We start from the raw sequence: 25636 nt of genomic DNA on the forward strand, positions 1-25636 counted from the left end.
GCACACTACAAACGGTTAAGGAATGTTGATGAAACTGGCAATAGTAGGGGGCGGCATTAATGGCTTATCCAGTGCCTGGCAACTAGCCTTGGCTGGCCATCAGGTAACTTTGTTTGAACGCGACAAGCTAATGCAGGCTACCAGTAGCGCGTCTTCTAAGCTACTGCATGGTGGTTTACGCTATTTAGAGCAAGGCGAGTTTCGCTTAGTACATGAAGCATTGCAAGAGCGGCGCTGGTGGCTAAAAAAAGCGCCACAATTAACCCGACGTCTGCCTATTCTTTACCCGTTTTACCCCGACTCCCGCCGTGCCCGCTGGCAGTTAAAAATAGGTTTGTGGCTATACGATACCTTTGCCGGGCGCAAAGGCATTGGCCGCCACCGTTGGTTAACGGCTAAACAGGCGTTGCGTTGCTCACCGCAACTAAAAGCCGAAGGGTTAAGCGGTGCTTACCTGTTTTTTGATGGCCAGATGGACGATCAGAAATTGGGTTTATGGATGGCTGAGCAATGCAGCAAGGCCGGAGTAAAGATCATTGAACACAGCCCGGTGCAGCAGGTAACGACCGAAGGCAAAGTACTATTAGCCAGTGGTTGGCAACAATTTGAGCGGGTAATAAATGTTGCCGGGCCTTGGAGCCAGCAGTTATTAAAGCAATCAGGCTTAGCACAACAACCACTGGATTTAGTACGGGGCAGTCACTTGCTGCTGCCGTCGATCAGTCGCTATGGCCATATGCTGGAAGTACCGGGCGAAGCGCGTATTGTGTTTGTGTTACCGTATCAGGGTAATACGCTGCTGGGTACCACCGAGGTGCGCCAGCAACTGGATGAAACTATTACCTGCTCAGCAGCGGAGCGTGATTATTTGTTAGCGGTATATAATCACTACTTCCAACCGGGTGCTGACAAGACTACGGTATTAGCCAGTTTTTCTGGTGTACGGCCGCTACTGGGCGGTACCGCCAATGCTAGCAAAGCCAGCCGCGAATATCAGCTAAGCTGGCAAGGTCAGTTATTAACGGTATCTGGCGGTAAATGGACTACGGCCAGGGCACTGGGCAAGCAGGTTAGTCAATCAGTAGGGAAAAGCTAAATCTTCCGGCAATGCCTGGTCCGGCATGGTGTAATCACAGACCCCCTGGGGGAACGTCGTTTGCAGCTGCTCAGCATAGGGTTGCATATCAACCGGCAGGTAGCTACCCCTGGCAATTGCCTGATCGGCGCTAATTAAGGCACAACTAAACATTAAGCCATGGGCCGGTGCGCCCGCCTGCAGCCGACTGTTACTTAATGGTGGATAACGGGCAGTGCAATGGCCATTGTCTTGCCAAACGTCATTTCCTTTCGCGATGAGGCTACCATCTGCCTTAAAACACTGGTCAACCGCCTGCGTCGGTTTTTCTGCATGACTCAGCCACAAATCCATTATTTCAATGGCCTCGTCCAGTGGCGTATAGTCGGGGTGGCTGACCCAGATTAACTGGTTATTGGCATCTCCGTTGCGAAGGATTAAACGCTGACGTGCGGCAAAAGACGGTTCCAGATGATGCATATCTAGTTCAGGATCCAAATAATGCCGCAGGTCAATGATCGGTTTATCAGTCATCCCCAAAAACAGTTGGCCATAACGATAGGCCTGGGCAATCGCTAAACTATTTGCACGATAACGTGCTGCTGGGGCAGCGCTGGTGCTGCTGATAATATTTTGCCGGCCAAAGGCACTGCGCCATATCGGGGTACCCGCAAATGGCAGGTAGTTTATTTGCTCTGGTTGCATTTCAGGTTGTGGCCGCCAGCTACCGATGGCGGCATTAAGGGCAATAAATTCTTCGGCCGTGAGTTGGCCTGTGGTTAATGCTGTCAGGCCGTATTGCACACCAAAGTTATCCCACAGGCTATGCCCAAAACCTTGGCTATCGCGGCCGTATATATCGGCCATACTTCCCCAGTAACTCCAGTTTACCTGTGTCAGTAATGGATCTGTAGTCAGCCGTTTCAGCTTACCCTGATGGGGGTTGTGAATTAGTGACGACAAGCCAAGCCAGGCATTGTGACACTGCGTCGCGCCGCGCGGTAAGCTTGGCCAAACCCCTGCGCCTAGTTGGGCCAGCACCACTTGCAGAGCAAATTTCAGCGGGTACTCAGTAGAAACACTCAGGCCTTCCAGCAACTGGCGCTGCTGCAGATCCTGCCAGCGGGCTTTGTCGGGCGCTGTAAAGTGGTAAAAGTTGTGCAGCAAATCGCAATCCAGCGCATACAGGGTTTGGCTTAACATATCCGGATAACTGTAGAGCGCTATACCACCGTCAAGCAGATCGGGGCTGTTCTGCAGCAGTAAATATTGCGCTATGCCACCACCTGAGCCGCCGATCCCAAGGGTGTAGCGTGGCTGACCGTACAGGCTGACAAACTGGCGTTTTACCCGGTTGGCAGTATCTTCAGCTAACAAAAAGTTATATCCAAAGCTGGTTTTATTAATGCTGGCACTGGCGATGGCGAAACCCTGCCGTAGCTGGGGTAGCCGCTCGCTGATCAACCGTTCCAATCGCAAATAACCCTGGCGGTAACCAATGCCTACGCCACCGTGAAACTGATAAATCAGTTTGCCATTCCACAGTGCTGTACTATTGCGCTCAGTGATATCGGTTGGTTGCACTGGCATCAGCAGGTAATAGAAAAACCGATTAATTGTGCCCAGTTCCAACCTCACCAGCAACTCATCGGCGGTAAGCGATTGCTGCTGATAGCGGCTGATGGTGCCATCAGCCGAAATATAAAAATACTGCAGCCCGGCCGGATGCAGGCAGTCTTTGCTGTACCCCAGCGTTTTACCGTACTGTTGAACCGCCACCCCATAGCCTTGTTGGTTGTCGACGAGCGGCGGTGGCAGCTGTTGCTGGCTGAAGTCACAATACAACGGATAACTGAGGCCGCCGCTGTATAACGGCATAACCGGGCCGGGCTGGCCCAGCGGTATAGGGTAGGGATAGGGGTCCGGCGGGCGGGGGCTGTAACGAATGTGCGAGCTTACCTGCAACATAGGTCCGGCTTGCTGCGGTGCTATATCCTGTATCGGGTTAGGTTCACGCCAGCGCTGGCCCGGGTTTAGGCTGCTAAGGTATAGTAAAAACAGCATAACGCTTATTAGCATCGCCAGGCTAAGCGCTTTATAACGTTTAAACAAAAAGAGCATCGCCTACTCAGCTATCAGTTATGGTTAAGTAAGCTTAGCTAACAGACCTGGTATTTACAGTGAAAACGCGTGAAAACTGGCTGTTTACAAGGTAATCGCCAGAATTTTTGAGCGACGTTGATAGTTATACAGCTGCTTTTTCTGGCTGGGTAAATCATCAACGGTAACCAGTTCAAAGCCTTGCTCTAAAAACCAGTGAATACTGCGGGTGGTCAGTGCAAACACTTTTTCATAGCGGCGCTGGCGGGCCTGCTGAATAATATGCTTTAGCAACAGGTAGCCCCGATCGGCATCGCGATAATCGGGGTGTACCGCTAAGCAGGCAAACTCACCCACGTTGTCATCAACAAACGGGTATAACGCGGCGCAGCCAATTACCAGGCCGTCGCGTTCAATTAAGGTAAAATAATCAATTTCCATTTCCAGCTGTTCACGCGAGCGACGCACCAGCAGCCCTTGTTGTTCTAACGGCCGGATTAAATCTAAAATACCGCCAATATCTCTTATCGTTGCCCGGCGCAGTTTCTCGGCCGACTCCGTTACTATTTGGGTACCAATACCATCGCGCGAGAACAGCTCTTGCAGTAAGGCACCGTCTTCATCGTAACTTACCAGGTGGCACCGTGGCACGCCGCCACGGGTGGCCGTAATAGCCGCATGCAAAAACGCCAGCGTACCGGGGCAGGCCGCATTATTTTGTGCTAGCGTCTGTAAGGTTTTTTCCGCTTCGTTGGGCATCAACTCCGCAATAATATCGCCAATTTCATCGGTTATACCACCCACTTCACTAAAGCCAATCATTTTGTCAGCTTTAAGCTTAATGGCCACTTGGGTGGCAATATCTTCGGCGGTTAAGTTAAAGCTTTCGCCGGTAACCGAGGCGGCTATCGGCCCCATTAATACTATGCCATTGTTATCTAACTGGCGGCGGATACCGCTTACATCTATACGCCGCACTTTGCCGCTATGGTGATAATCTATGCCTTCATCTACGCCAAGCGGCTGGGCAATAACAAAGTTACCGCTTACTACGTTAATTTGTGCACCCTGCATTGGGGTGTTGCTTAAGCTCATCGATAAACGCGCGGTAATATCCAGCTGTAAGGCACCGGCTACCTGCTTAATTAAACGAAAAGAGTCATCATCGGTTACCCGTACCCTGTTGTGATAGGTAGGTTCCAACCCCGCCAAAACTAATGCCTGATTAATTTGTGGCCTGGCGCCATACACCAGCACAATTTTAATACCCAGGCTATTTAGCAGGGCAACGTCATTAATAATGCTGCGAAAGCCAGTTTGAGCAATAGCTTCGCCACCTAACATCACCACAAAGGTTTTACCTCGGTGGGCATTAACATAAGGTGCTGATTGGCGAAAACCGGATACAAGTTCAGTAGTGCGCACGGATTAAAGGCTTCCTTTTGCGATATTGGTAACGTTGTAAGGTATAAAGATGGCAGCCATATGGCAAAACGCCAACTTTAGCTGCAGTAAAGTCGGCATTTTAAGCGGTTTATGGGTTTATATCCAACTTTTAAGCATATTTATGCCGCTTTGGCAGTGTGTAGCAGCGCTAAAATCACTCTGACCCTTTTTTATGGTTATGTTAATCAACAATAATATGCGGTAAAAAGCGTGAGCTGTCTTTGGTGATCAGGCTGTTGTCTTCACGAATACAAATGCCAGCAGCGCTATCGCCGACGACCCAGCTGCCAATTAAGGTGTAGTTATCACCAAACTTAGGCAGTGGTGCCAAGGCCTGACGAATAAAGCCATTGTCGGTGTAGGGGCCGTCTTCGGTTAAACGCTGACCACTGCTGGTTACCAATTCAATATTGGCTCCTTCACGCGAGAACAGCGGCTTTTTAACCCAGCCGGCAGTAATCGGTTGCTTATCGTCAAAAAAAGCCGGCAGCAAATTCGGGTGTCCCTGATGCTTTTGCCATAGCAGCGGTAAAATACCTTTGTTCGATAACAACAACTTCCAACTGGGTTCCAGCCACTGAGTTTTACTGGTTAAAATGGTGCTGGCAAAATCTTCCTGCAGCATAAACTCCCATGGATACAACTTAAACAGGCCGTTAATGGGGAAACCGTCCATATCGACCAGCTGGCCATCGATATCACCAAGTTGCTCCAGCTGAATATAGCGACAATCTAGGCCAGCTTGCAGGGCAATATCCATCAGGTAATCAACCGTGCCTTTATCTTCAACACTGTTGGTAACGCTGCTAAAGTAAAATGGCCGGGCCAGGGGCAGCTGGGCAAAGGCTTGCTCCAGTTTGTCTTGCAGCGAATTAAATTGATCGGCGCCTGTTGGCAGTTGGCCACGCATTAGCTGGTCTTCCAGCCACACCCATTGGAAAAAGCCGGTTTCAAATAATGAAGTTGGCGTGTCGTAATTCAGCTCTAGCAATTTGGCCGGGCTGTTGCCATCGTAGCTAAAATCCATACGGCCATAAAGGTGTGGCTCGCCATTGCGCCAACTGGCGGCAATAAAATCCCAAAAACGCTCAGGAATGGCCAGTTGTTGCAGGTATTGCTCGTTAGCCAAAATGTCTGGCACCAAATCTATCGCCATTTGGTGCAGTTCTTCAGTCGGCGCTTCCAGCTGCTGTTCAATTTGCTGCAGACTGAATTGATAATAAGCACTTTCATCCCAGTAAGGCTCGTTATCTATGGTATGAAAACCAAAGCCAACACTTTTTGCAAAATCCTGCCAGCCGGGCCTGGGTTCAATACTGTGCCGTTTCATTGTTGCTTAGCCTCCATAGCTACGAGTTGCGCTGCGCTGGGTAGCCTGAGCGCCAAAACCTCCACGCCGGGCTAATGATGCCGCTTTTGGCTGCACTGCAGAAGGCCGAATGTTAGTAGTACCCGGTTGGCTGGCTACGGCAGTATTGCTGGCAGTACGAAAGGTATTGCGATCGTCCCGTGATTTATACAACGGTTGGGTGGGTACGCTATTGCGGCCACTGGCAGTAGCTTGCTGGCTGGCTTGTTGGCCACCACCTGGTGCTAAGCCGCCACGGTTTAACATTTGGCCGGCCATAAAGCCCATCATCATCGGCATAAAAAAGCTGCCTTGCTGATTACTCTGCGGTGCGGTTTCACACTGGCCGCTGCCAAAATCAGTTTCACATTCCTGCTTATTGGCATAACGTGGCGCAACCTGAGGATGCAATTGCTCGGCTTCGGCAAAGGCGGCCTGACACTGTGCTGGCGGGTTATAAAAAGCAGTACATTCGTCTGGGGTACTGAATACCTGAGCCTGAACTTGTTTCTCGGCGCAGCCGCCTAATACCAGACCGGCTGCTGGTAACATAAAAATTAAGGCGGCTTTCTGGCTGCGTTTGCTGTTAGATAACTTCATGCGGTGCTCCTTAATAACTCATGCAAGCGGCATTTAACATACCAATGGTAATGGAACAGCCTGCTGAAAATAAGCCGGCAGCCAATTCACCTTCTGTAATACGTTTCGGTAACTGTTTTAAGGCAATGCTACTGATTAAAAAGGTTAGTATTTGCACTACTAATGCTACTGCGCCCCAAATTGCACAATCGAGTAACGACAGTGAGTGGGTAATAGCGCTACTTAGTGGCCAGGAAAAACCAATTAATGCACCGGCAAAAGCAATAGCGGCAGCCGGGTTATTGGCGCGGATTAGAGCAAATTCATCATGCGGCGTAACCCAGGTGTAAATCCGGATAAATAGCACTAGCAATAGCACTGCTAAAGCGAAATAAGCTAAAAAAGACGGTATTCCAGCTAAGGATGAAAGCGCGGTGTTTAACATAAGGTGTTCCTGCGATTAAGAGCCAGTGCTGATCCTGCGCAAAAAGCCGGCGTAATTCAAGTAAAACCGCTTTAACGTTATTTGTTTTGCTTTTTGTCGCAGCCTGGCAGCGAGCTAACCTGCACCGCTTTACAACCGGGGCAGAGCTTTTACACTCAAACGTTAATAAAATAATAGCAGTAGTCACTGAAGGAATTACTATGAATAAAGTATCCGCCCTAGCATTAGGTGTGGCGCTATCGCTAGGCTTAGCTGCTTGTAGCAGCCAACCGACCGGCAGCAACACCGTGCAGCAGCAACCACAACTTAGCTCAGGCATTAGCCCAACCAATATGGACACCACGGTAGCGCCGCAGCAAGATTTTTTCCGTTATGTTAATGGCAACTGGTTAAGCAGCACCGATATTCCGGCCGACAAAGCACGCTGGGGTAGCTTTGATGAACTGCGCGAAAACGCAGATAAGCAAGTGCTGGCGATTATTCAGGAACTTGCGGCAACCGCGCATGCAAAGGGCACTGATGGCCAAAAAATGGCTGACTTATATCGCTCTTATCTTAATGAAGAATTAATTAACGTATTAGGCTTAAACCCGCTGCGTGGTGAAATTGCCCGTATTGATAATTTAAATAATGCAGCAGACTTAAGCCGGTATTGGGGTGAAAACCAACAGTTTCGGGTTGGCACACCGCTAGCACTTTATGTTGGCCAGGATCAGCGGCAGTCTGATCAGTATATTACTGGTGCCAGCCAGGCAGGCCTTGGTATGCCCGACCGTGACTATTACTTAAAAGACGATGAGCGCAGCAAAGTACTGATGGCGCAATACGCCAGCTTTATTGAAACATTGTGGCAACTGGCGGGTTGGGATAACGCCAAACAGGCCGCAGCCAACGTACTGGCTATTGAAACCCGGCTGGCCGAAGCGCAGTGGAGCCGTATTCAAAATAGGGATCGCAACGCCACTTATAACAAGTTAAGCAAAGCTGAGTTAGCCGAACTGGCGCCGGGTTTTGACTGGCCAGGCTTTTTAACCGCGGCCAAGCTGAACGATATAGAACATATTGTGGTTCGCCAACCCAGTTATTTTACTGCCTTTGCTAAAATTCAGGCCGAGGTGCCGCTGGCACAGTGGCAACAGTATTTAAAATTTCATTTATTGCGAGCCAATGCCAGTAATTTAAGCGAGCCTTTTGCTAATGCCAGTTTCGATTTTTATGGCCGTACCTTAAGTGGTTTGCAGCAGCAACGCTCACGTGAAAAACGGGCAGTTAGCACCGTGGAAAGCAACCTGGGATTTATGGTCGGAAAAAAGTATGTTGAGCGGCATTTTCAGCCCGCCGCGAAAGAACGCATGGATGAAATGATTGAAAACCTGCGGCTGGCGTTTAAAGAGGCCATTAACGAACTGGAATGGATGAGCCCGCAAACAAAAGTAGAAGCACAGGCTAAGCTGGCACAATTTAATACCAAAATTGGTTATCCGGATGTCTGGCGTGATTATCAGTGCTTAACTATTGTTGCTGACGACTTAATTGGTAACCTGCAACGCAGTGGCGAATGTGAATATCAGCGAATGATCAACCGCCTGGGCCAGCCGGTGAATCGCGACGAATGGGGCATGACACCACAAACGGTGAATGCGTATTATAGCTCTACCATGAACGAAATTGTTTTTCCGGCCGCTATTTTGCAACCACCGTTTTTTAATGTAGCCGCCGATGATGCGGTAAATTACGGCGCTATAGGTGGGGTTATCGGCCATGAATTTACGCATGGTTTTGATGATCAGGGCCGCCGTTCAGACGGTAATGGTAACCTGCGTGACTGGTGGACTAACCAGGATGAGAGCCAGTTCCGCGAGCGGGCGCAGCGGATGATCGACCAGTACAGTAACTTTAATCCTATTGATGACTTACGGCTGCAAGGTGCCTTAGGCCTGGGTGAGAATATTGCCGATTTAGGCGGTTTAACGGTAGCGTACAAAGCCTATCAAAATGCCACTAAAGACCAGCCAGCGGCGACAATCGACGGTTTTACCCCAGAGCAGCGGTTTTTTATGGGCTGGGCGCAGGTATGGCGCATTAAGTTCCGTGACGAAGCGTTGCGCCAGCAAGTGATCACCGGGCCACACTCACCTGGCATGTACCGGGTATTAGGTGTGTTATCGAATATGCCGGAATTTTATCAGGCATTTGAGGTAAAACCAGGCGATGCCATGTATCGTGAAGAAGATGTACGGGTAAAAATCTGGTAGCAGCTGCTAAGTTAGCTGTGAACGACAGGCCAGCGCTGCTGGTCTGGTTCTTCCTTTAAAAGCATCGTGCTTTAGGAACTCAGGGAACAGGATGATGAAAAAAACGCTATTAGTTACAATAAGTTTAGGCTTTTTGTTGGTCTGTACACTGGCCAACGCCACAGCAGTAACAACCGGTTATCGCGAGCCGGTTGATGCAATAACCGCTATTGTTGATGCCGCGCCTACCCCAGGTGCCAGCTTAAGCCCGGATGGCACTACTTTATTACGCTTACAGTATCCGGCGTTACCTAGCCTGGCCGACTTAGCCGCGCCAGAACACCGCCTGGCAGGCGTGCGCTTAAACCCTGCTAATAATGGCCCCAGCCAACCGCGCTATATTGCCGGTGTAACCCTAATAGATATTGCCAGCGGCCAACGCCGAGACATTAAAGGCCTACCTGCTACCCTAAAAGTAATAGCTGCAGAGTGGTCGGCCAATAGCCGTTATATCGCAGTGGTACAACTGGACGATAACCAAAGCAGCTTATGGCGTATTGATACTAAAAATGCCACGGCCAAGCGCTGGGGTAAGCTGCAACCCAATGCGGTACAGGGTGCCCGGTTAGAATGGGCGGCCAGTAATGACGCCGTGTATTTGCTGGCAGTAGCGGCAAAACACCCGGCAGCACCGCTGGCTACTATTGTACCGGCTGGACCTGTAGTTACCGAAGCACGTAATCGCACGGCGCCAGCCCGTACCTATCAGGATTTACTGCAAAACCAGCACGATGAAGCGCTGTTCGGCCATTATTTCAGTAGTCAGCTACTAAAAATAACGCTGAACAATAAAGTAACGAACATTGGTCAGCCGGCGTTAATTCGCAGCTTTAGTTTGTCGCCCGACAACCAACATATTTTGGTAAACCAGATTGAACCACCGTTTTCTTATGCGGTACCCATTTTTCGTTTTGCAAACAGTACCGAGGTGTGGAACCTGCGGGGCGAGGTAAACTACAGTGTGGCGAAACAGCCAGTGGCTGACAACCTGCCTATTTCTTTTGATGCGGTAGTGACCGGGCCTCGCAGCGTTAGCTGGCGCAACGATGCGCCAGCCACTTTACATTGGGCGCAAGCAGCTGATGCCGGCGATCCGGCTAATCAGGCTGAGGTACGTGATCAGTTGTGGCAACTGGCGGCACCGTTTAGTGCTGAACCGGTAAAACTACTGGATATGGCGTTCCGGTTTCGTAATTTACTGGCCGCTAACGCCAGCACAGCGTTGGTGTATGAAGGGTGGTGGCAAGATCGGCAGGAAAAAGTCTGGCTAATTAGCCCCGATGGCAGTGCCGAGCCAAAATTACTGTGGCAACGCTCTACAGAAGATCGCTATGCCGATCCGGGCCAGCCACTAATGACTACCGCCGCCAATGGCCAACGGTTATTGCGCCTTGAACAAGGCCAGTTGTTGTTAATTGCCGAGGGTGCATCTGAGCAAGGTAACCGGCCGTTTATCGATAAGTATGACCTGGCCACCGGCGATAATGAACGGTTGTGGCGCTCAGAAGCGCCGTACTATGAGTATCCGATCACGTTACTCGCCAGCGGCAAGTTACTAACCCAACGCGAAGCACCGACTGAGCCGGCCGACTTTTACCTGCGCGATTTGCAAACTGACGAGCTTACTGCGCTAACCGACACGCCACATCCGATGCCGCACACACTCGGTATTAGCCGCGAGCTAATTAATTATCAGCGCGGCGATGGAGTGCCCATGTCGGCAAACCTGATTTTACCGGCGGGTTATGATGCTAAGCGTGACGGCCCGTTACCCACCATAATTTGGGCTTACCCGCGTGAGTTTAGAAATGCCGCTGCAGCCGGCCAGGTAGCCGACTCACCGTACCGCTTTAACCGCATAAGCTACTGGACGCCACAGTTTTTGGCTACCCAGGGTTATGCAGTGCTAGACAACGCCACTATGCCCATAGTGGGTGAGGGCGAAACCCTGCCAAACGACAACTTTATTGCTCAGCTGGTATTAAATGCCAAAGCCGCCATTGCTGCCGGGGTAAGCCGTGGCGTTACCGATGCCGGGCGGGTAGCCATTGGCGGCCATTCATACGGTGCCTTTATGACCGCCAACTTGTTGGCGCATACCAATCTATTTCAAGCCGGTATTGCCAGAAGTGGTGCTTATAATCGCAGTTTAACACCGTTTGGTTTTCAACGTGAGCAACGTACCTTATGGGATGATCCTGCATTATATCTTGCCATGTCACCGTTTTTTCATGCCGATAAACTGAAAACTCCATTGCTACTGATCCACGGCACCGATGATAACAACTCGGGCACCTTCCCGATGCAAAGTGAGCGCTTATATCAAGCAGTAAAAGGCCACGGTGGTACTACCCGCTTAGTGATGCTGCCACTGGAGTCGCACGGTTACCGGGCGCGTGAATCAGTACTGCATATGCTGTGGGAAACGCAAAGCTGGCTGGATGAGTTTGTAAAAAACGCCGTCCCGCCAGCAGCACCTTAAATCCACCAGCAGCTATAAGCTTAGGGTCAGGTTTCTGATCCTAAGTTTGCTGTTATAAAAAGGATTAATCTGCCATGTGTAATGTTAAAATAATCTTTGCCGGCGTTTTAGCGTTGTTGCTGAACTTAAGCAGTGTCAACGCAGCAGGAGCGCAGGCCGCTGCACCAGACTATCGCCATGCGGCTGAACCTATTGGCACGGTACGTCAGATATATGATGGCAAGTTGTATCCCGATATTCAGGTTAATACCTTTCGTAACATCGACCGCTTGTTTCCGACGCGCACGGTACGCCGTGGTAACACGTTAAGCGAATTGCCTGTTAGCGCCACGCCGTTGCAAGCGTTCTCGTATGTTGTTGATGATCAAACTTATGATCTTTATGACGTGCTGTCGATGAACCGGGTTAGCGCTATGCTGATCATCCGTAACGGTGAAATTTTATTTGAGCAATACCTGTTAGGCAATGACCAGCATACCCGCTGGATGTCAATGTCGGTGGTAAAGTCTATTACTGCAACATTAATTGGCGCCGCCATTCATGATGGCTATATCAACAGTATCGACGACCCAATTGTTAACTATTTGCCGCGTTTTAAGGGTTCAGCTTATGATGGCGTTAGCGTCAGGCACTTACTGCAAATGAGCTCTGGCGTGGCATGGAATGAAACGTACACTGATCCGGCATCGGACCGGCGCCGCATGCTGGAAGCGCAAATTAGCCAGCAACCCGATGCTATTCTGGCGCTTATGGCAACCTTACCCCGGGCTGCTGAGCCTGGCACCGTCTGGAATTACAGTACCGGTGAAACTCAACTGGCCGGTGCACTAGTGCTGGCCGCTACCGGTAAACCCGTTGCTAAGTACCTGTCAGAAAAAATATGGTCGAAGGTAGGCATGCAAGCCGACGCCAACTGGTGGCTACAATCTCCTAATGGTCTTGAGATAGGCGGCAGCGGCTTGTCTGCTACGCTGCGTGATTATGCGCGTTTCGGGTTGTTCCTACTAAATGACGGCGTTATTCAAAGCGCAGGTAAAAAAGAGCGGGTATTACCAGTAGGCTGGATTGAAGCTGCCAGCAGCCGTAAAGTGGTTGCGGGTGAGACGGTTAATTATGGCTATATGTTATGGCCTATGCACGGCAGAAGTTATGCCGCAGAGGGCATTTTTGGTCAGTACGTGTTTGTTGATCCCGATAAAAAGCTGGTAGTAGTCATGTTAAGTGCGCAACCTAAACCGCTGTATCGGGCTGGTTTGGATGAATACACGTTTCTTAAAGCACTTTCAGATTTTTTTCACTAAATTCAGTATTAAGTAGCAGTGTGGTGGTAATCTGGCACTAAAAAGGTGTAACTATGGAACCCGATTTTTGGCTGCAAAAGTGGCAAGATAAAGAAATTGCCTTTCATCAGGTGGCCGGCAACCCGTTATTAGTCAAAAATTTTAACGCACTGTTGTTGGCGCCAGGCAGCCGGGTGTTTGTGCCGTTATGTGGTAAAACAGGTGATATTGCCTGGCTACTCGCTAATGGCTATCGGGTGGTTGGCGCAGAGCTTAGCAATATTGCCGTTGAAGAACTTTTTGCCGAACTTTCTTTTAAGCTCTCTGCAGAATGGGGTATTACACCTACTGTCAGTAGCGTTGGCAAATTGCAGCAGTACATCGCGGTTAATATTGATATTTTTGTTGGCAATATTTTTGATTTAACGGCCGATATGCTTGGTGCGGTTGATGCTATCTACGACCGGGCTGCGCTGGTGGCATTGCCCGCTGACATGCGACCAGCCTATACCCGTCACCTTATAAAAATTAGTCACTGTGTACAACAGCTGGTTATTTGTTTTGACTATGAACAAGCGCTGCTAGCCGGGCCGCCTTTTGCCATAAATGCCAACGAAATGCAGCAGCATTATGCTAGCGCGTATCAGTTAGGTTGCATTGATAGTGCAGAGGTTGTTGGTGGTTTAAAACGAAAATGCCCGGCAGAAGAACAGGTTTGGCTGCTAGTAAACAAGTAGCCTGTATTACTAATACAACATACTCAGTGGCGATATAGCATTGGATATATCGCCACTGAGCCTGTTTTGTGTCAGTGCTGTTGGCGCTGATTCGCCATGGCAGTGATAAGTTCGCGCACGTCACTCTGCATAAGCGCTTGCTCAAACTCAATTGGTAATTTACGCCGCCAGTTGGGGTATTCGGTACTTGTGCCCGGAATGTTAACCGGGGTAGCCACCAGCAATAAATCTTCCAGCTGATAAGCCATTAAACGGGCCGCGGTGCCCGCTAAGTACACATGGCTATGGTAGACCAGTTGCTGCATATTACCGTGCTCTAGTTGTAGCTGGTGGCAAAGGGTGTGCTTTTCATCCAGCCGCAACTGTTGCAGGTTGGCGGCAATTTGCGGGCTGGGGAATAAATCCAGTTTATGGCGCAGTGCCAAATCATGCTCTTGCCAGTAACCTACCAGCGTAGGCATATCATGGGTGGTAACGGTTGCCAGCGCTAAGGCCGGATAGGTTTGCTCGCTATGCTGATAACTACCGGCTTTTTGCTCCAGCATAAATACCCGGTACGACAATACCTGATATTTCGCCATCAGCTGGCTTATTGCTACTGGTACGGTGCCTAAATCTTCACCAATCACCACACAGTGGTTACGCTGGCTTTCCAGCGCTAAAATAGCAAATAAGTCGTCGGCTGGCAGGCTAATATAACCGCCTGCGGTAGCATCAGCGCCCGGTGGGCAGCACCATAAACGCAGCAACGCCATCACGTGATCTAGTCGTAGTGCCCCGGCATAACGCATATTGGCGCGGATCAGCTGAATAAACGGCTGATAGGCTTTTTGGCGCAGAGTTTTTGGATTATAGGCCAGTAAGCCCCAGTTTTGGCCTTTTGGTGCCATAATATCGGGCGGTGCACCAACGCTAAGCTGCAACAGAAAATCTTCCGGCGCACTCCAGCTCTCGGCGCTATTGCTATTGGCGCCCACGGCCACATCGCAGTACAAACCAATGGCCATTCCCTGACGTTGACACTCGGCTTTAACCTCAGCCAGTTGTAGCTGCGCCAGCCATTGTAAATACAGTTGCTGGTTAATGGCATCGTTGTGTTCTTTAGCAAATTGCTGCACGGCGGCGCTGTGTGGGTTTTGATATTCTGGCGGGAAATTTTGCCAGCAGGCCATCTGGATATCGCGACTAAACAGCACTGCCTGCAATACCTGATAGCGCGCCAAGTTAAGCAGGCTGGCGTCACTTTGCGCAATAAATTGATGAAACTGTAGCGCCCGTTCGCTGTTACTGCGCAGGTGCTGTTGTTTAAAATGCTGATAAAGCAAACCGGCTATTTCCGCTTTCAGACTGCTGACCGCATCATAGTCAACATCTGCCGCCGCTCTGCAATCGCGTAATCTGGATTGAAACTGCGGACTGTGGAATAGCTGCTGAGCCGCCAGGCATTCTGCATATTCGGGGCTGTGCTCCAGTGCAACATACAAAGTATTTAGCCATAAACGACTGTTTGGGCTATACGGGCTGCAATCTTGGGGTAAACCAGGATACAGCGCATGTAAGGGGTTTAAACCAATAAAATCATTTCCCAGTGCTGCTAATGGCGCCACTAGGTTTTTTAAGTCGACAAAGTCGCCAATACCCCAGTTACGGCTAGAGCGCAGCGCGTAAAGCTGTACTGCCGGCCCCATGGTTTTATGTAATATGGCGTTATCTTGTAATTGAAAACAGCGGCTTGGCGTAACAATAAGCTGTTGCTGATACTGCTGTTGGCCGTCTGATAACAGCAACTGGTGATAGCCCTGCTCTAACACCATATCAATGCTTAGGGTAAAAGCCAGGTACTCGGTATTGGCCAGTTGCTGGCGGCCGACAATGTCACTGATAGCAATCTGTTGCTGGCCAGAAAATGTCTGCTGTTGCTCAGTAATAATTTGCCAGTGCCAGTTGCTGCTGGCGAGAGCTTTTTGCTGCTGCAACCGCACGGTAATACTGGTGTGCTCGGCTATAACCTGCACGGGTGCTACCGCCTCGGTCCAGGGTTGCTGCTGTAACAGGGTTATTTGGCTGGCTATGGCGTCGCTGCTGCTTAAATCAAAGCCCATCGCGGCCAGAATAGCCTGCTGATCAGCCAGTGCTATCTGCTCTGTATGGCCGTTGGCATGCACATAACTGTCTTGCAAGCCTGCTAGCGCAGCAAGTTGCTTAATTGATTCCATACATCACCTGTCGGCTGGCTGTACCCTTGATAAGGTCGGCTTAGTGTTTTGTTGCTGTTCTGGCGATAAACACCGGGTGAGCAACCTTGCCAGCTTTTAAATGCTTTTTGAAAACTACTCTGTTCTTCAAAACCTAGCTGGGTAGCAATTTGTTGAATACTGATAACATTTTCTTGTAAAAACTGCTGAGCAAGCCGGTGGCGGCATTCATTCGCCAGTTGCCTGAAGCTGGTATGGCTGCTCTGCAAATGGCGCTGCAGTGAGCGGCTACTCATGTTAAGCGCCTTAGCAACAGTGCCTAATTTCGGCAGCTGTGGTAATTGCTGGCAAATTTGCTGACGAATGAGCAACAATTGGCTAGTGTGCCAGTTGTTATGCTGTTTATATTCAATGCTATAGCGTTGAAACCCTAATGCTGCAATGGTCATAGTGCTGTGCTCCCAAGTGGCAGCAAAGCAAAATCCCGAGCTTTGCCTACAGCTGCCATTAATTGGTGCAAGCATAAAACATCGGTGGACTATAGTTAAACCTGCTGCATACGTATGCAGCGAAAATAGCTGAAAATGCGCTATTAAAATGCTCTGCTACACGGTGTGTTTTTGCATAAAACCGACCATAAAGACCAAAACAGCAAACAAAGCTGATGGCTTATTGCACAAGGCTTGCACCGTAACTGTGCGCACATTAAGCGCGTTGCTCTGTCATTGTGCAATAAGTAGCTTATGAATACGTATTCATGTTGAGCTTAGGCGCGAATAAGTTTAATAAATGACCATAGTAAAAGTTGGTAGGTAAGCTTTCACCACGCTAAAGTGATATTTAGCAACATGGCTTGTTAAAAAGCCAGGTGCCAGCAACTGCCGCAAAATAATAATCTGACCGGGGATGTGGGTAATGAAAAACTTTAAATTAAATATGCTGACTGTCGCGCTGATTGCAGCCGGTGCCAGTTCGGCCGCCGTAGCCCAGCAAACTGCTGCCGCTAACGAGCAAGCCAAAGAAGATGCCATCGAAGTTATTGCGGTAACAGGTTATCGCGGCAGCTTACAAAGAGCTCAGGCCATTAAAATGAGCGAAAGTTCAGTGGTCGAAGTATTGTCGGCAGAAGACATTGGTAAATTGCCCGACACCAGTATTGCTGAATCACTGGCGCGCTTACCTGGTTTAGCCGGTGAGCGGCGGAACGGCCGTACCAGCGGTTTGTCGGTACGGGGTTTTAATGAAAACTACGTAGGCACCTCATTAAATGGCCGTGAGCTGTTAGGTATGGGCGACAACCGTGGCGTAGAGTACGACTTATACCCGTCAGAAATTGTTTCTACTGCTGTGGTATATAAAACGCCAGACGCTACTGTTATGGCGCAGGGCATTGGTGGCACCATCGATTTGCAAACTATCCGGCCGTTAACGGCTGAGTCTACTCTTACCTTCAATGCTAATTTTGAGCAAAATGGTAAATCGTCAGGTAACCCTGATTTTGACAACAACGGCCACCGTTTCTCGGTAAACTTTGTTGATAAATTTTTAGACGATACGCTTGGCGTCGCTTTAGTAGTGTCATCAATGGAAACGCCACGCCAGGAAGAGCAATTACGGGTGTGGGGTTTTGCCGACGTTAACCTGAGTCGCGATACAAATGGTAATTTCAATAACCCACGACGCAATACCGATACCGTAGCAGTGCCAGCAGGTACTGTGGTATCAGGCGGTCACGACTCGTTTACCCGCTCTGCCATGCTGGAGCGTGACTCGTTTGCCGCCATTTTTGAATATATGGCCAGCGACAAACTTACTGTTAAGTTCGATGCCTTATACATAGACTTTACTGAAAACGATGTGCGTCGTGGTTTAGAAGAGGGTGGCGCTGAATGGGGCACTGGTAATTACACCATTACCGGAGTCGAAAACGGCCTGGTAACCTCAGGGTACTATGATGGTTTTCATTCGGTAGTGCGCAACGATGCCCGCAGCCAAGAAGCCGACTTACTCACCTTTGGCTTAAATCTGGAGTATGAGCTAAGCGACGATTGGACCGCACAACTGGATTTATCCAGCGGTAAAGTAGATAAAACTATTACCGACGTTGAAAGTTATTCTGGTGTTGGTCGTGCCGGCACACCAGGCCGGCCTTTAGCGGCCCGCTCATGGAATTTAACCTCTACCGGTGTGGTATTTAGCGATCACCCAACGCTGCCATCAGTAGATTATACCAACGCCAGCCTAATGCGTTTAGCCGGCCCACAAGGTTGGGGTGGTGCGCTAAATCCAATATCACGTTTTCAGGGTGTACCTGGGTTTGGCCCGGATACTGCGCAGGACGGTTTTGTAAACCAGCCGGTATTTGAAGAAACACTTGACAGCATTCGCCTGCAATTTAACGGCTTTGTTAACTGGGGCGTTGTTACCGGCGTTGAAACCGGCCTGGTGTATCAGGAACGGTCAAAAACCAAAATTAACAACGGTGCCTTTTTAACCGCCCCAGCGTGGCCTGGCGATGTGGCCATTCCAAACCCACTGGGTGTGGCCGATTTAAGCTTTATTGGCATTGCCGGCGTAACGGCTTACGACAGTTTAGGCTTATATAACAGCGGTTACTATATTGAAACCGATGCTGCCTTACTGGAAAACGGCCGCTTTGGCGATACCTATAAAATTGATGAAGAACTGACGACCCTATTTGCCAAGTTAGATTTAAACACCGAAGTAGCGGGCATGATGGTGCAGGGTAATGTTGGCCTGCAAGTGGTTAACGCCAAGCAAAGCGGTCAGGGTTTTAGTACTACCAGCAACGCACAGGGCTTTACCGTGGCTACACCGGTGAGTGACAGCGACGATTACACCGATATTCTGCCTACCTTAAACCTGAGTGTCGAAGTAGTAGATCGCCAATACGTGCGTACTGCGCTGTCTAAAGTGATCAGCCGGCCACGGATGGACGATTTACGTCCCAACGCCCAGGTAAGCTTTCAGTTTAATGACGGCAATATTTTAAGTAATGATCCGGCCAACAGCCCCTGGGGTGGCAATGCTGGCAATACTAAGCTAAAGCCGTTAGAAGCCAACCAGTTTGACTTAGCCTACGAGAATTATTATCACGATAATGGTTTTTTTTCCGCCAGCTTTTTCTTTAAAGATTTGAAAAACTGGCATCGCAATGAAACGGTTATTGCTGATTTCTCTAACGTGTATATTCCGGGTTTTCACCAGTCATCTGATGCGACCGGCAACCAGCCACCAGCATTATTTGTGGGCGGAATTTCACAGGTTACCGATGGCCTGCAAGGCTTTGTTCGTGGTTATGAGTTCCAAGCCAGTGTACCGTTTGAAATAGTGCATGCAGCCTTAGACGGCTTAGGCATTGTCGCCAGTGCTACCTTTATGGATGGCAAGCTGGATAACGGTACTCCTCAAGGCGGCAAGGTGCCGGGCTTATCGAATGAAATCTACACCTTAACCGCCTACTACGAGTATAAAGGCTTTGAGTTCCGTATTTCCGGTACTAAGCGTGATGCGTTCTTAAGTGAAACCCGTGGTTTAAGTTTGTCACTGGCCACGGTAGAAGACCGCGGTGCTGAACTGTGGGATGCGCAACTTGGTTATGACTTTAGTGAATCAAATATTGATGCCTTAGACGGCCTGCGGGTAACGTTCCAGGTGCAGAATATTACTGATGAGCCAACCTTAAAAACCAACGGTGCTGATGCCCGTCAGGTTGTTGAGTACCAGAGCTTCGGTACTAACTATATGTTAGGTTTGAACTACAAGTTCTAATAATTCTGCTAGGCTAAGCCTGTTGTAACCGTAACAGGTTGGCTACAGGCAGCGCAGGTTTTCCCTGGTAAAAGCCCAACCTGATTATAGGGTTGGGTTTTTTTTGAGTAGTAGACTATGAACAATGTCGTAAAAAATGCAGTAAAAAAAGTAGTAGTGTTAGGCGGCGGTACCGCCGGTTGGATGGCCGCGGCCTTGCTGAAAAAAGTGTTAGCTGGTGCGGTTGAAATTACGCTGGTCGAATCAGAAGATATTGGTACTGTTGGAGTGGGTGAAGCCACTATTCCGCCTATCCGGCTGTTTAATAATGTAATGGGCATTAACGAAGCCGAGTTTTTACGGGAAACCAAAGCCACCATTAAATTGGCGATTAAATTTGATAATTGGCGGGTGCCGGGCGAAGGCTATTTTCATACTTTTGGTGCGCCGGGTAAAAGCCTGGCGTTCTGTCATTTTCATCATTTATGGCTGCGGGCCCGCCAGCAAGGCGATACCACCAGTTTATGGCAATACGATTTAAACTATTTGTGTGCCACAACAGGTAAATTTGCGCCAATTAACGCCAAAGACAGCATTTTAGAGCTGCCCTATGCTTATCACTTTGACGCAGGCCTTTATGCCCGTTATCTACGCAAACTTAGTGAGCAAATGGGCGTGCTGCGCCATGAAGGTAAGGTGCAGCAGGTCTTTCAGCACCCCAATGGCGACATTAAATGCCTGGTATTAGAAAATGGCCATGAGCTGGCCGGTGATTTATTTATCGATTGCTCTGGTTTTCGAGGGTTGCTGATTCAAGAACAATTGAATGCCGGTTACGATGACTGGGGCCATTTTTTACCGTGCGATAGGGCAGTAGCGGTACCGTCAGAGCGCTTTGAAAAAACCGTACCCTATACCCGTTCTATTGCTCACAGCGCCGGCTGGCAGTGGCGTATTCCGCTGCAGCATCGCAATGGTAACGGTCTGGTATATAGCAGCGCTCATTATAGCGATGAGCAAGCCAGCGATTTATTACTGGCTAATTTAGAGCGTAAGGCGCTGGCTGATCCAAAATTTATTCGTTTTAGAACAGGCCGTCGCCGCCAACAATGGCAGCGTAATGTAGTGGCCGTGGGCCTGGCCAGTGGTTTTTTAGAGCCATTAGAATCTACCAGTATTCACCTGATCCAATCGGCGGTAGTGCGGTTAATTCAGCTATTTCCGCATAATGGCATTTGCCAAAGCGCTATTAAGGAATACAACCAGCAGTCGCAATTGGAATACGAACAAATTCGCGATTTTCTGATTTTGCATTACCACGCTAACCAGCGAAGCGACAGCCCGTTCTGGCGGGATATGCAGCAAATGGCTATTCCGGATAGCTTACGCCAAAAAATGGCCATATTTGCCGATAACGGCCAGCTGTTTCGCGAGCAAAATGATTTATTCCTGGAAAGCTCTTGGTTGCAAGTTATGTTAGGCCAGGGTATTGAGCCAAAAGACTACCACCCAATTGCCAACAACTTTAGCGCGGAAAAATTGCGCGAGATGCTGGCTAATATTCAAGCCATTAAGCAAGAGCCTCTGGCTAAACTACCCGATCATGATACGTATATTCAAACCATGATTAATCGAGGTTAACTTTAGAAGGACGACATTATGCAAAGCATTCAACCCACCGCGCCAATATGGCTGCTGGCCTTATTGCTGCTAAGTGGCTGCGCTAGCACCAGCACTGTGACAAATGACACCAACTCTGCAACAAAGACGATTGTAGACCAACGTTATCAGCCTGAGCCTTACGTTAAACTCACCCACCCACAGTGGAGCAGAGATGCGGTTATTTACCAAATTAATACCCGCCAGTTTACCCAAGAAGGTACGTTTGTCGCAGCGCAACAACAGTTACCACGTTTAAAGAAATTGGGTGTGGATATTTTGTGGTTAATGCCTATTCAACCAATTGGCGAGGTTAATCGCAAAGGCAGCTTGGGTAGCCCTTATTCCATTAAAGACTTCTATGGCGTTAATCCGGAGTTTGGTAATAAGCAGGATATTAAAGCCTTTATCGCAGCGGCACATCAGCAGGGCATGTACGTTATTCTGGACTGGGTAGCTAATCATACGGCCTGGGATAATGCTTTGGTACAGCAGCATCCTGATTGGTACATTCGCGACTGGAAAGGCGATTTTCGGCCCACGCCATGGTGGGACTGGAGTGATATTATCGAGTTAGATTACAACAAACCTGCACTGCGCCATTATATGACCGACGCGATGAAATACTGGGTGCGGGAAATTGGCTTTGACGGTTTTCGAGCCGATGTTGCTGGTTTTGTGCCGCTGGATTTCTGGAACAACGTACGCCAGGAGCTGGACGAAATAAAGCCGGTATTTATGTTGGCTGAGTTTGAAGGCCGTGACTTCCACGCCCAAGCGTTTGATGCTACTTACAGCTGGACCTGGCATCAGGCAGTACATGCCATTGCCAGTGGCCATGCCGATGTTAATAAGTTATACGTTTACTATTCGTGGAACGAAAAATATTTTCCACAGCAAGTCATGCGGATGTTGGGTACCAGTAATCATGATCAGAATGCCTGGGAAGGCACTGAATTTGAAATGTTTGGCGAGGCGTTACCGGCAGCAACAGTATTGTCTTTCGTCAGTGAAGGTATTCCAATGCTGTACAACGGCCAAGAGGCCGCGAATGAAAAGCGGCTGGAATTCTTTGAGAAAGATCCTATCGTCTGGCGCGAGCATGTCAATGGCGTGTTATATCAAAAACTGAGTCAGCTGAAAAAATCTCAATCGGCGCTCTGGAATTCCAATTGGGGCGCCCGGATGATCCCGGTGCATAACAGCCGGCCAAAACAGATACTGAGTTTTGTGCGCCAGAACGACAATAGTAAGGTGTTTGCGGTATTTAACTTATCAGCTGAACCACAACAAGTAAGTTTTAAAGAACACTTATTCCATGGCCTTTATAGTGAATATTTTTCTAACGACAGTGCTGAATTTAGCGATAATTCCATGCTTACTTTGCCAGCCTGGAGTTATCGGGTTTACATAGGGCGGTAAGTATCTGGCTGGCTTTTGGTATTTAAAGCGCTGCTATGCTGGCGTTAAGCTGGTTAAGCGCATCGACAGAAAACCCTCTATCGTAAAAATATTTGACGATACCGGTTTTGTCTATTAGCAATACTCTGGCATTTTTAGGGACGATATTACCTGTATAACGTTGTATTTTGTCGCCATCGGTATAAACGGTAATAACGTAACGCCATAGCTCTTTTGGAATACCATCGCGCATAGCATCATCAAATCTGTTGCTAAATAATCCAGCAATCGGGCTCTTAATAGCCGGTAATTCGTAAATGGCAATGTTAACTTTTGTCATATCCAATCCAATTAGCCAACGGTCAATATCAAACTGGGATTTATGCACATAGCCGAATATTAATAGCGCTGGCTGGCCTAGTAAATCAGCAGGAATAGTCATCGCTGTGCCATCAAGCGTTTTACCTGTTGCTGTAATGAGCGGCTTATCAAGTTCAACCTGACTTGGATAACGGTAGCTTGCGCAGCCACTCAGCAAATGTAGCGCCAGTGCAATAAGCCCCAACTTGATAAAAAATACACTGTTAAACATAAATTAACTCGCGGGTAAGCTGTTAAATTTTACTTTATACTTTCAGAGGCTACAACAAGATTAGAAGCACAGTAAATTACTAATACCAATATGTCAGTCAATAGCGTGTTGGTTAGGGTTGTGGCTTGCAAAAACCATGCGGCTACTTTATGTTTTGCTGCTGGCAACGGTGTCATTTATTTTGTTAAGGGCGAAGGCTGTGTATAAAACTTTTTTAGCAATGTCGACGGTCTTGTTGTTAACAACCGGTTGTGGCGACAGCCAGTCATTAACCGAAGCCGAACAAGTAGACCGCACTATCCGGCAGGAAGTTAGCCGCGATCTTAAAGGCTTAAATGCCTTAACCACAGCGGCAGAAGCGACCACCTATGATGGTTTTGCCTGGCGTCGCGGCGAACGGATACAAATTCGTCAACGCGACGAGCAAGGGTTAACGCTGTTGGCGCAAGCTGAAGCCCCGGCGATAATTGCCATTGCCGTGGCGCACAACATCCCCAGTTTTAGTGTGGTGCGCTACCAGCAGGGCTGGCTAGTGGTATTTCGTACCTATGTCAGTAGCCAATGCCAGGTAGTGTACGCTTATGCCTATCGGGGAACACTGGCCGATACCCCGCAATGCTCCAATGAACTGTTTGCCGAGCAGGCTAATGGTAAGTGTCAAAGTCCAATTAATGCCCAGTGGCAGATATTTAAAGAGTGGTTTTTTGCAGAATCACTGTTAAATGAAGGTAACCCGCTGTGTGTAAATAAAGCCGCACACCCGCCGTCTGACACTAACGTCTAAAACGGCGGGCAACTAGCGAGACTTTCCAAACTTAGTCTGAATATTTTACGCTGTGTGCTTTAAATTTAGCTGAGGAGGCAAAACGCTCTAACCATCGCGTAAATTTTACATTATCTGCGCTTTGCTCATGGTAAAACGGCTGAGGTACCTCTGCGGTAGCGAAGGCGTTTGTTAAAATAGTGTGGATATTTCCGCTGCCAATATAGTATTGATAGTTGTTTGTTGTTTCAGATAAAAAAGATAACGATGCTTCCATCCTGGCATTCCACTCGGCAAAGTACAGATAATCATACTCGGTTATCCCCCAAGTGAAGGGGTTGCTGTTACCCTGATCATTTTGATCCATAATTTTCAAAAACTGCACTTGCACAATATCGAATTGCGTAGTGTATTGGGCAAAACGACTGTCCGGATAGGCTTCGCTTAGTTTTGTAAAAATTTCAGCGTTAAATTCCGTTGCGGAATAGGTGGTTAATGCTTCGCTAAACAGCAAAGGCAGACTTGTTTCAACATTCCATACTTTATCGAAACCAAACACGCTATCAATAAAGCCCTGGGTTACTATAGCCTCAGACGCATCGGCAAATAACGCGCTATCTGCTTTAGGGAAAGCAGCCTGTAAATAAGGAAAATTCAAGGTTGCACCATAACCACCGGCGCTTGAACCCGTTACCAATAATTTCTTAATTTTATGCTGCTTTTTATTATCCAGCTGGTTTTTTAACCACTCTCTAACGGCCATAAAATTGTCAAAACCACGGTGTTTGACGGTTACCGGAGCACCTGGATAACCGGTTATCGAGCCGTCCACATCGGTATAGGTGGTATCAGTCGAGCCCACGTGAATATCCCCGGTACAATAAGGAATGAATACCTTGCTCCAGTCTTTGAAGGGGTTGGCTTTTTGGCTGTCGTCAAAAATTCCGCCAGCGTTTTGCGGCGAATTTTCAGCCAGTATTGAGGGGTTATAAGCGGGGCGAGCGGCTGGCACACTTGCTAGGGCCAGTGACGCAATACAGGTTGCATCGTTCCAGCAAGCACCACCACCATTGAAATAGACCAAGAGGTTTTTACTTTTTCCTTGTTTAAAGTAGAAGTGAAACGCGTTGTCTAAGGGTTCGCCAGTTTCTGGGTTTGCCACTGTATCAAAAGCACAACTGGGATTAATGGTTCTTGTGGTGCCTTGGTCATCTACAATGTCCATTTGTGCCTCTACCGGGATCACTTCCCATTCAGACACCGCTGCTTTGCCGTGAGCGTTAGCCGTTAAGGTGCTAAACAGCAGTACTGTACCAAGCCATAATATTCTGTTCATATGAGGGTCCATTTCAACGTTTAAGAGTTGCTAGGCGTTATTGCCGTTGTCAAAAAAATAAATCACTTTTGTAATTAACTATACAGCAGTTAGTAAACAGCTTAAGTGCGTTAGCGGACATTACAGTTTAATT

18 protein-coding genes are annotated in these 25636 nt (G+C 48.6%); 9 read left to right on the forward strand and 9 right to left on the reverse strand.

Annotated features, from left to right (window positions below):
- Nucleotides 1-28 precede the first annotated feature (28 nt).
- Nucleotides 29-1096 (forward strand): glycerol-3-phosphate dehydrogenase/oxidase, encoded by a 1068-nt coding sequence (locus VT06_RS12345; protein WP_046554620.1) that lies wholly within the window; start codon nt 29-31, stop codon nt 1094-1096.
- Here VT06_RS12345 and VT06_RS12350 read toward each other — a convergent pair.
- The 5 genes from VT06_RS12350 to VT06_RS12370 form a co-directional block, all read right to left on the reverse strand.
- A complete protein-coding gene (locus VT06_RS12350) occupies nt 1079-3187 on the reverse strand; it encodes a DUF6351 family protein (protein WP_235357422.1) in 2109 nt (702 codons plus the stop codon). The genes VT06_RS12345 and VT06_RS12350 overlap by 18 nt on opposite strands.
- Before the next feature lie 93 nt (nt 3188-3280).
- Nucleotides 3281-4600, reverse strand: a complete 1320-nt coding sequence (argA, locus tag VT06_RS12355) for an amino-acid N-acetyltransferase (protein ID WP_046554622.1) — start codon at nt 4598-4600, stop codon at nt 3281-3283.
- A 202-nt stretch (nt 4601-4802) separates the two neighbouring features.
- On the reverse strand, nt 4803-5951 hold the full coding sequence (locus VT06_RS12360; protein ID WP_046554623.1) for a glutathionylspermidine synthase family protein: 1149 nt from the start codon (nt 5949-5951) through the stop codon (nt 4803-4805).
- 6 nt (nt 5952-5957) lie between these two features.
- A complete protein-coding gene (locus tag VT06_RS12365; RefSeq protein WP_046554624.1) occupies nt 5958-6569 on the reverse strand; it encodes a DUF1190 domain-containing protein in 612 nt (203 codons plus the stop codon).
- 10 nt (nt 6570-6579) lie between these two features.
- Nucleotides 6580-6993 (reverse strand): DUF350 domain-containing protein, encoded by a 414-nt coding sequence (locus tag VT06_RS12370; RefSeq protein ID WP_046554625.1) that lies wholly within the window; start codon nt 6991-6993, stop codon nt 6580-6582.
- Between the two features lie 200 nt (nt 6994-7193).
- Here VT06_RS12370 and VT06_RS12375 point away from each other — a divergent pair, with 200 nt between their 5' ends.
- The 4 genes from VT06_RS12375 to tmpT all read left to right on the forward strand — a co-directional run bounded on the left by VT06_RS12375 (nt 7194) and on the right by tmpT (nt 13786).
- Nucleotides 7194-9248 carry a M13 family metallopeptidase gene (locus tag VT06_RS12375; protein WP_046554626.1) on the forward strand — a complete coding sequence of 685 codons (2055 nt, stop codon included), beginning with the start codon at nt 7194-7196 and terminating at the stop codon, nt 9246-9248.
- A gap of 91 nt (nt 9249-9339) precedes the next feature.
- Nucleotides 9340-11769 (forward strand): S9 family peptidase, encoded by a 2430-nt coding sequence (locus tag VT06_RS12380; protein WP_235357423.1) that lies wholly within the window; start codon nt 9340-9342, stop codon nt 11767-11769.
- 74 nt (nt 11770-11843) lie between these two features.
- Nucleotides 11844-13070, forward strand: coding sequence for a serine hydrolase (locus VT06_RS12385; RefSeq protein ID WP_046554627.1), 1227 nt, complete (start codon nt 11844-11846; stop codon nt 13068-13070).
- Nucleotides 13071-13123: 53 nt separating this feature from the next.
- A complete protein-coding gene (tmpT, locus tag VT06_RS12390; RefSeq protein WP_046554628.1) occupies nt 13124-13786 on the forward strand; it encodes a thiopurine S-methyltransferase in 663 nt (220 codons plus the stop codon).
- Between the two features lie 71 nt (nt 13787-13857).
- On the opposite strand, the gene malQ is transcribed toward tmpT, so the two are convergent.
- A complete protein-coding gene (gene malQ, locus VT06_RS12395) occupies nt 13858-16002 on the reverse strand; it encodes a 4-alpha-glucanotransferase (RefSeq protein WP_046554629.1) in 2145 nt (714 codons plus the stop codon).
- Nucleotides 15972-16430, reverse strand: a complete 459-nt coding sequence (locus VT06_RS12400) for an AraC family transcriptional regulator (protein ID WP_082122526.1) — start codon at nt 16428-16430, stop codon at nt 15972-15974. The genes malQ and VT06_RS12400 overlap by 31 nt, the downstream gene beginning before the upstream one ends.
- A gap of 466 nt (nt 16431-16896) precedes the next feature.
- Between VT06_RS12400 and VT06_RS12405 the strand changes: the two genes are divergently transcribed.
- From VT06_RS12405 to VT06_RS12415, 3 genes are all read left to right on the forward strand, one after another.
- On the forward strand, nt 16897-19773 hold the full coding sequence (locus tag VT06_RS12405) for a TonB-dependent receptor (RefSeq protein ID WP_046554655.1): 2877 nt from the start codon (nt 16897-16899) through the stop codon (nt 19771-19773).
- A gap of 117 nt (nt 19774-19890) precedes the next feature.
- Nucleotides 19891-21393: a tryptophan halogenase family protein gene (locus tag VT06_RS12410; protein WP_046554630.1), complete on the forward strand. Its 1503-nt coding sequence runs from the start codon at nt 19891-19893 to the stop codon at nt 21391-21393.
- A gap of 18 nt (nt 21394-21411) precedes the next feature.
- Complete coding sequence (locus tag VT06_RS12415) at nt 21412-22833, forward strand: alpha-amylase family glycosyl hydrolase (protein WP_082122523.1); 1422 nt, start codon at nt 21412-21414, stop codon at nt 22831-22833.
- 22 nt (nt 22834-22855) lie between these two features.
- Here VT06_RS12415 and VT06_RS12420 read toward each other — a convergent pair whose 3' ends face one another.
- Nucleotides 22856-23404, reverse strand: a complete 549-nt coding sequence (locus tag VT06_RS12420; protein ID WP_046554631.1) for a hypothetical protein — start codon at nt 23402-23404, stop codon at nt 22856-22858.
- Nucleotides 23405-23603: 199 nt separating this feature from the next.
- Between VT06_RS12420 and VT06_RS12425 the strand changes: the two genes are divergently transcribed.
- Nucleotides 23604-24188 carry a hypothetical protein gene (locus tag VT06_RS12425; RefSeq protein WP_235357424.1) on the forward strand — a complete coding sequence of 195 codons (585 nt, stop codon included), beginning with the start codon at nt 23604-23606 and terminating at the stop codon, nt 24186-24188.
- Between the two features lie 31 nt (nt 24189-24219).
- Here the strand turns inward: VT06_RS12425 and VT06_RS12430 are convergent, their stop codons facing one another.
- The gene (locus tag VT06_RS12430) at nt 24220-25503 is read right to left on the reverse strand and encodes a pectin acetylesterase-family hydrolase (RefSeq protein ID WP_046554632.1); all 1284 of its coding nucleotides are present in this window, start codon (nt 25501-25503) and stop codon (nt 24220-24222) included.
- Between the last annotated feature and the right edge of the window lie 133 nt (nt 25504-25636).

This window comes from Arsukibacterium sp. MJ3 (assembly GCF_000987765.1).
Taxonomy (GTDB): Bacteria; Pseudomonadota; Gammaproteobacteria; order Enterobacterales; family Alteromonadaceae; genus Alishewanella.

What these genes read in the sequence shown, in the direction of transcription:
- VT06_RS12345 (WP_046554620.1), top strand. Translation starts at nt 29, where the DNA reads ATGAAACTGGCAATAGTAGGGGGCGGCATTAATGGCTTATCCAGTGCC.
- VT06_RS12360 (WP_046554623.1), bottom strand. Translation starts at nt 5,951, where the DNA reads ATGAAACGGCACAGTATTGAACCCAGGCCCGGCTGGCAGGATTTTGCA.
- VT06_RS12365 (WP_046554624.1), bottom strand. Translation starts at nt 6,569, where the DNA reads ATGAAGTTATCTAACAGCAAACGCAGCCAGAAAGCCGCCTTAATTTTT.
- VT06_RS12370 (WP_046554625.1), bottom strand. Translation starts at nt 6,993, where the DNA reads ATGTTAAACACCGCGCTTTCATCCTTAGCTGGAATACCGTCTTTTTTA.
- VT06_RS12375 (WP_046554626.1), top strand. Translation starts at nt 7,194, where the DNA reads ATGAATAAAGTATCCGCCCTAGCATTAGGTGTGGCGCTATCGCTAGGC.
- VT06_RS12380 (WP_235357423.1), top strand. Translation starts at nt 9,340, where the DNA reads ATGATGAAAAAAACGCTATTAGTTACAATAAGTTTAGGCTTTTTGTTG.
- VT06_RS12385 (WP_046554627.1), top strand. Translation starts at nt 11,844, where the DNA reads ATGTGTAATGTTAAAATAATCTTTGCCGGCGTTTTAGCGTTGTTGCTG.
- tmpT (WP_046554628.1), top strand. Translation starts at nt 13,124, where the DNA reads ATGGAACCCGATTTTTGGCTGCAAAAGTGGCAAGATAAAGAAATTGCC.
- malQ (WP_046554629.1), bottom strand. Translation starts at nt 16,002, where the DNA reads ATGGAATCAATTAAGCAACTTGCTGCGCTAGCAGGCTTGCAAGACAGT.
- VT06_RS12400 (WP_082122526.1), bottom strand. Translation starts at nt 16,430, where the DNA reads ATGACCATTGCAGCATTAGGGTTTCAACGCTATAGCATTGAATATAAA.
- VT06_RS12405 (WP_046554655.1), top strand. Translation starts at nt 16,897, where the DNA reads ATGAAAAACTTTAAATTAAATATGCTGACTGTCGCGCTGATTGCAGCC.
- VT06_RS12410 (WP_046554630.1), top strand. Translation starts at nt 19,891, where the DNA reads ATGAACAATGTCGTAAAAAATGCAGTAAAAAAAGTAGTAGTGTTAGGC.
- VT06_RS12415 (WP_082122523.1), top strand. Translation starts at nt 21,412, where the DNA reads ATGCAAAGCATTCAACCCACCGCGCCAATATGGCTGCTGGCCTTATTG.
- VT06_RS12420 (WP_046554631.1), bottom strand. Translation starts at nt 23,404, where the DNA reads ATGTTTAACAGTGTATTTTTTATCAAGTTGGGGCTTATTGCACTGGCG.
- VT06_RS12430 (WP_046554632.1), bottom strand. Translation starts at nt 25,503, where the DNA reads ATGAACAGAATATTATGGCTTGGTACAGTACTGCTGTTTAGCACCTTA.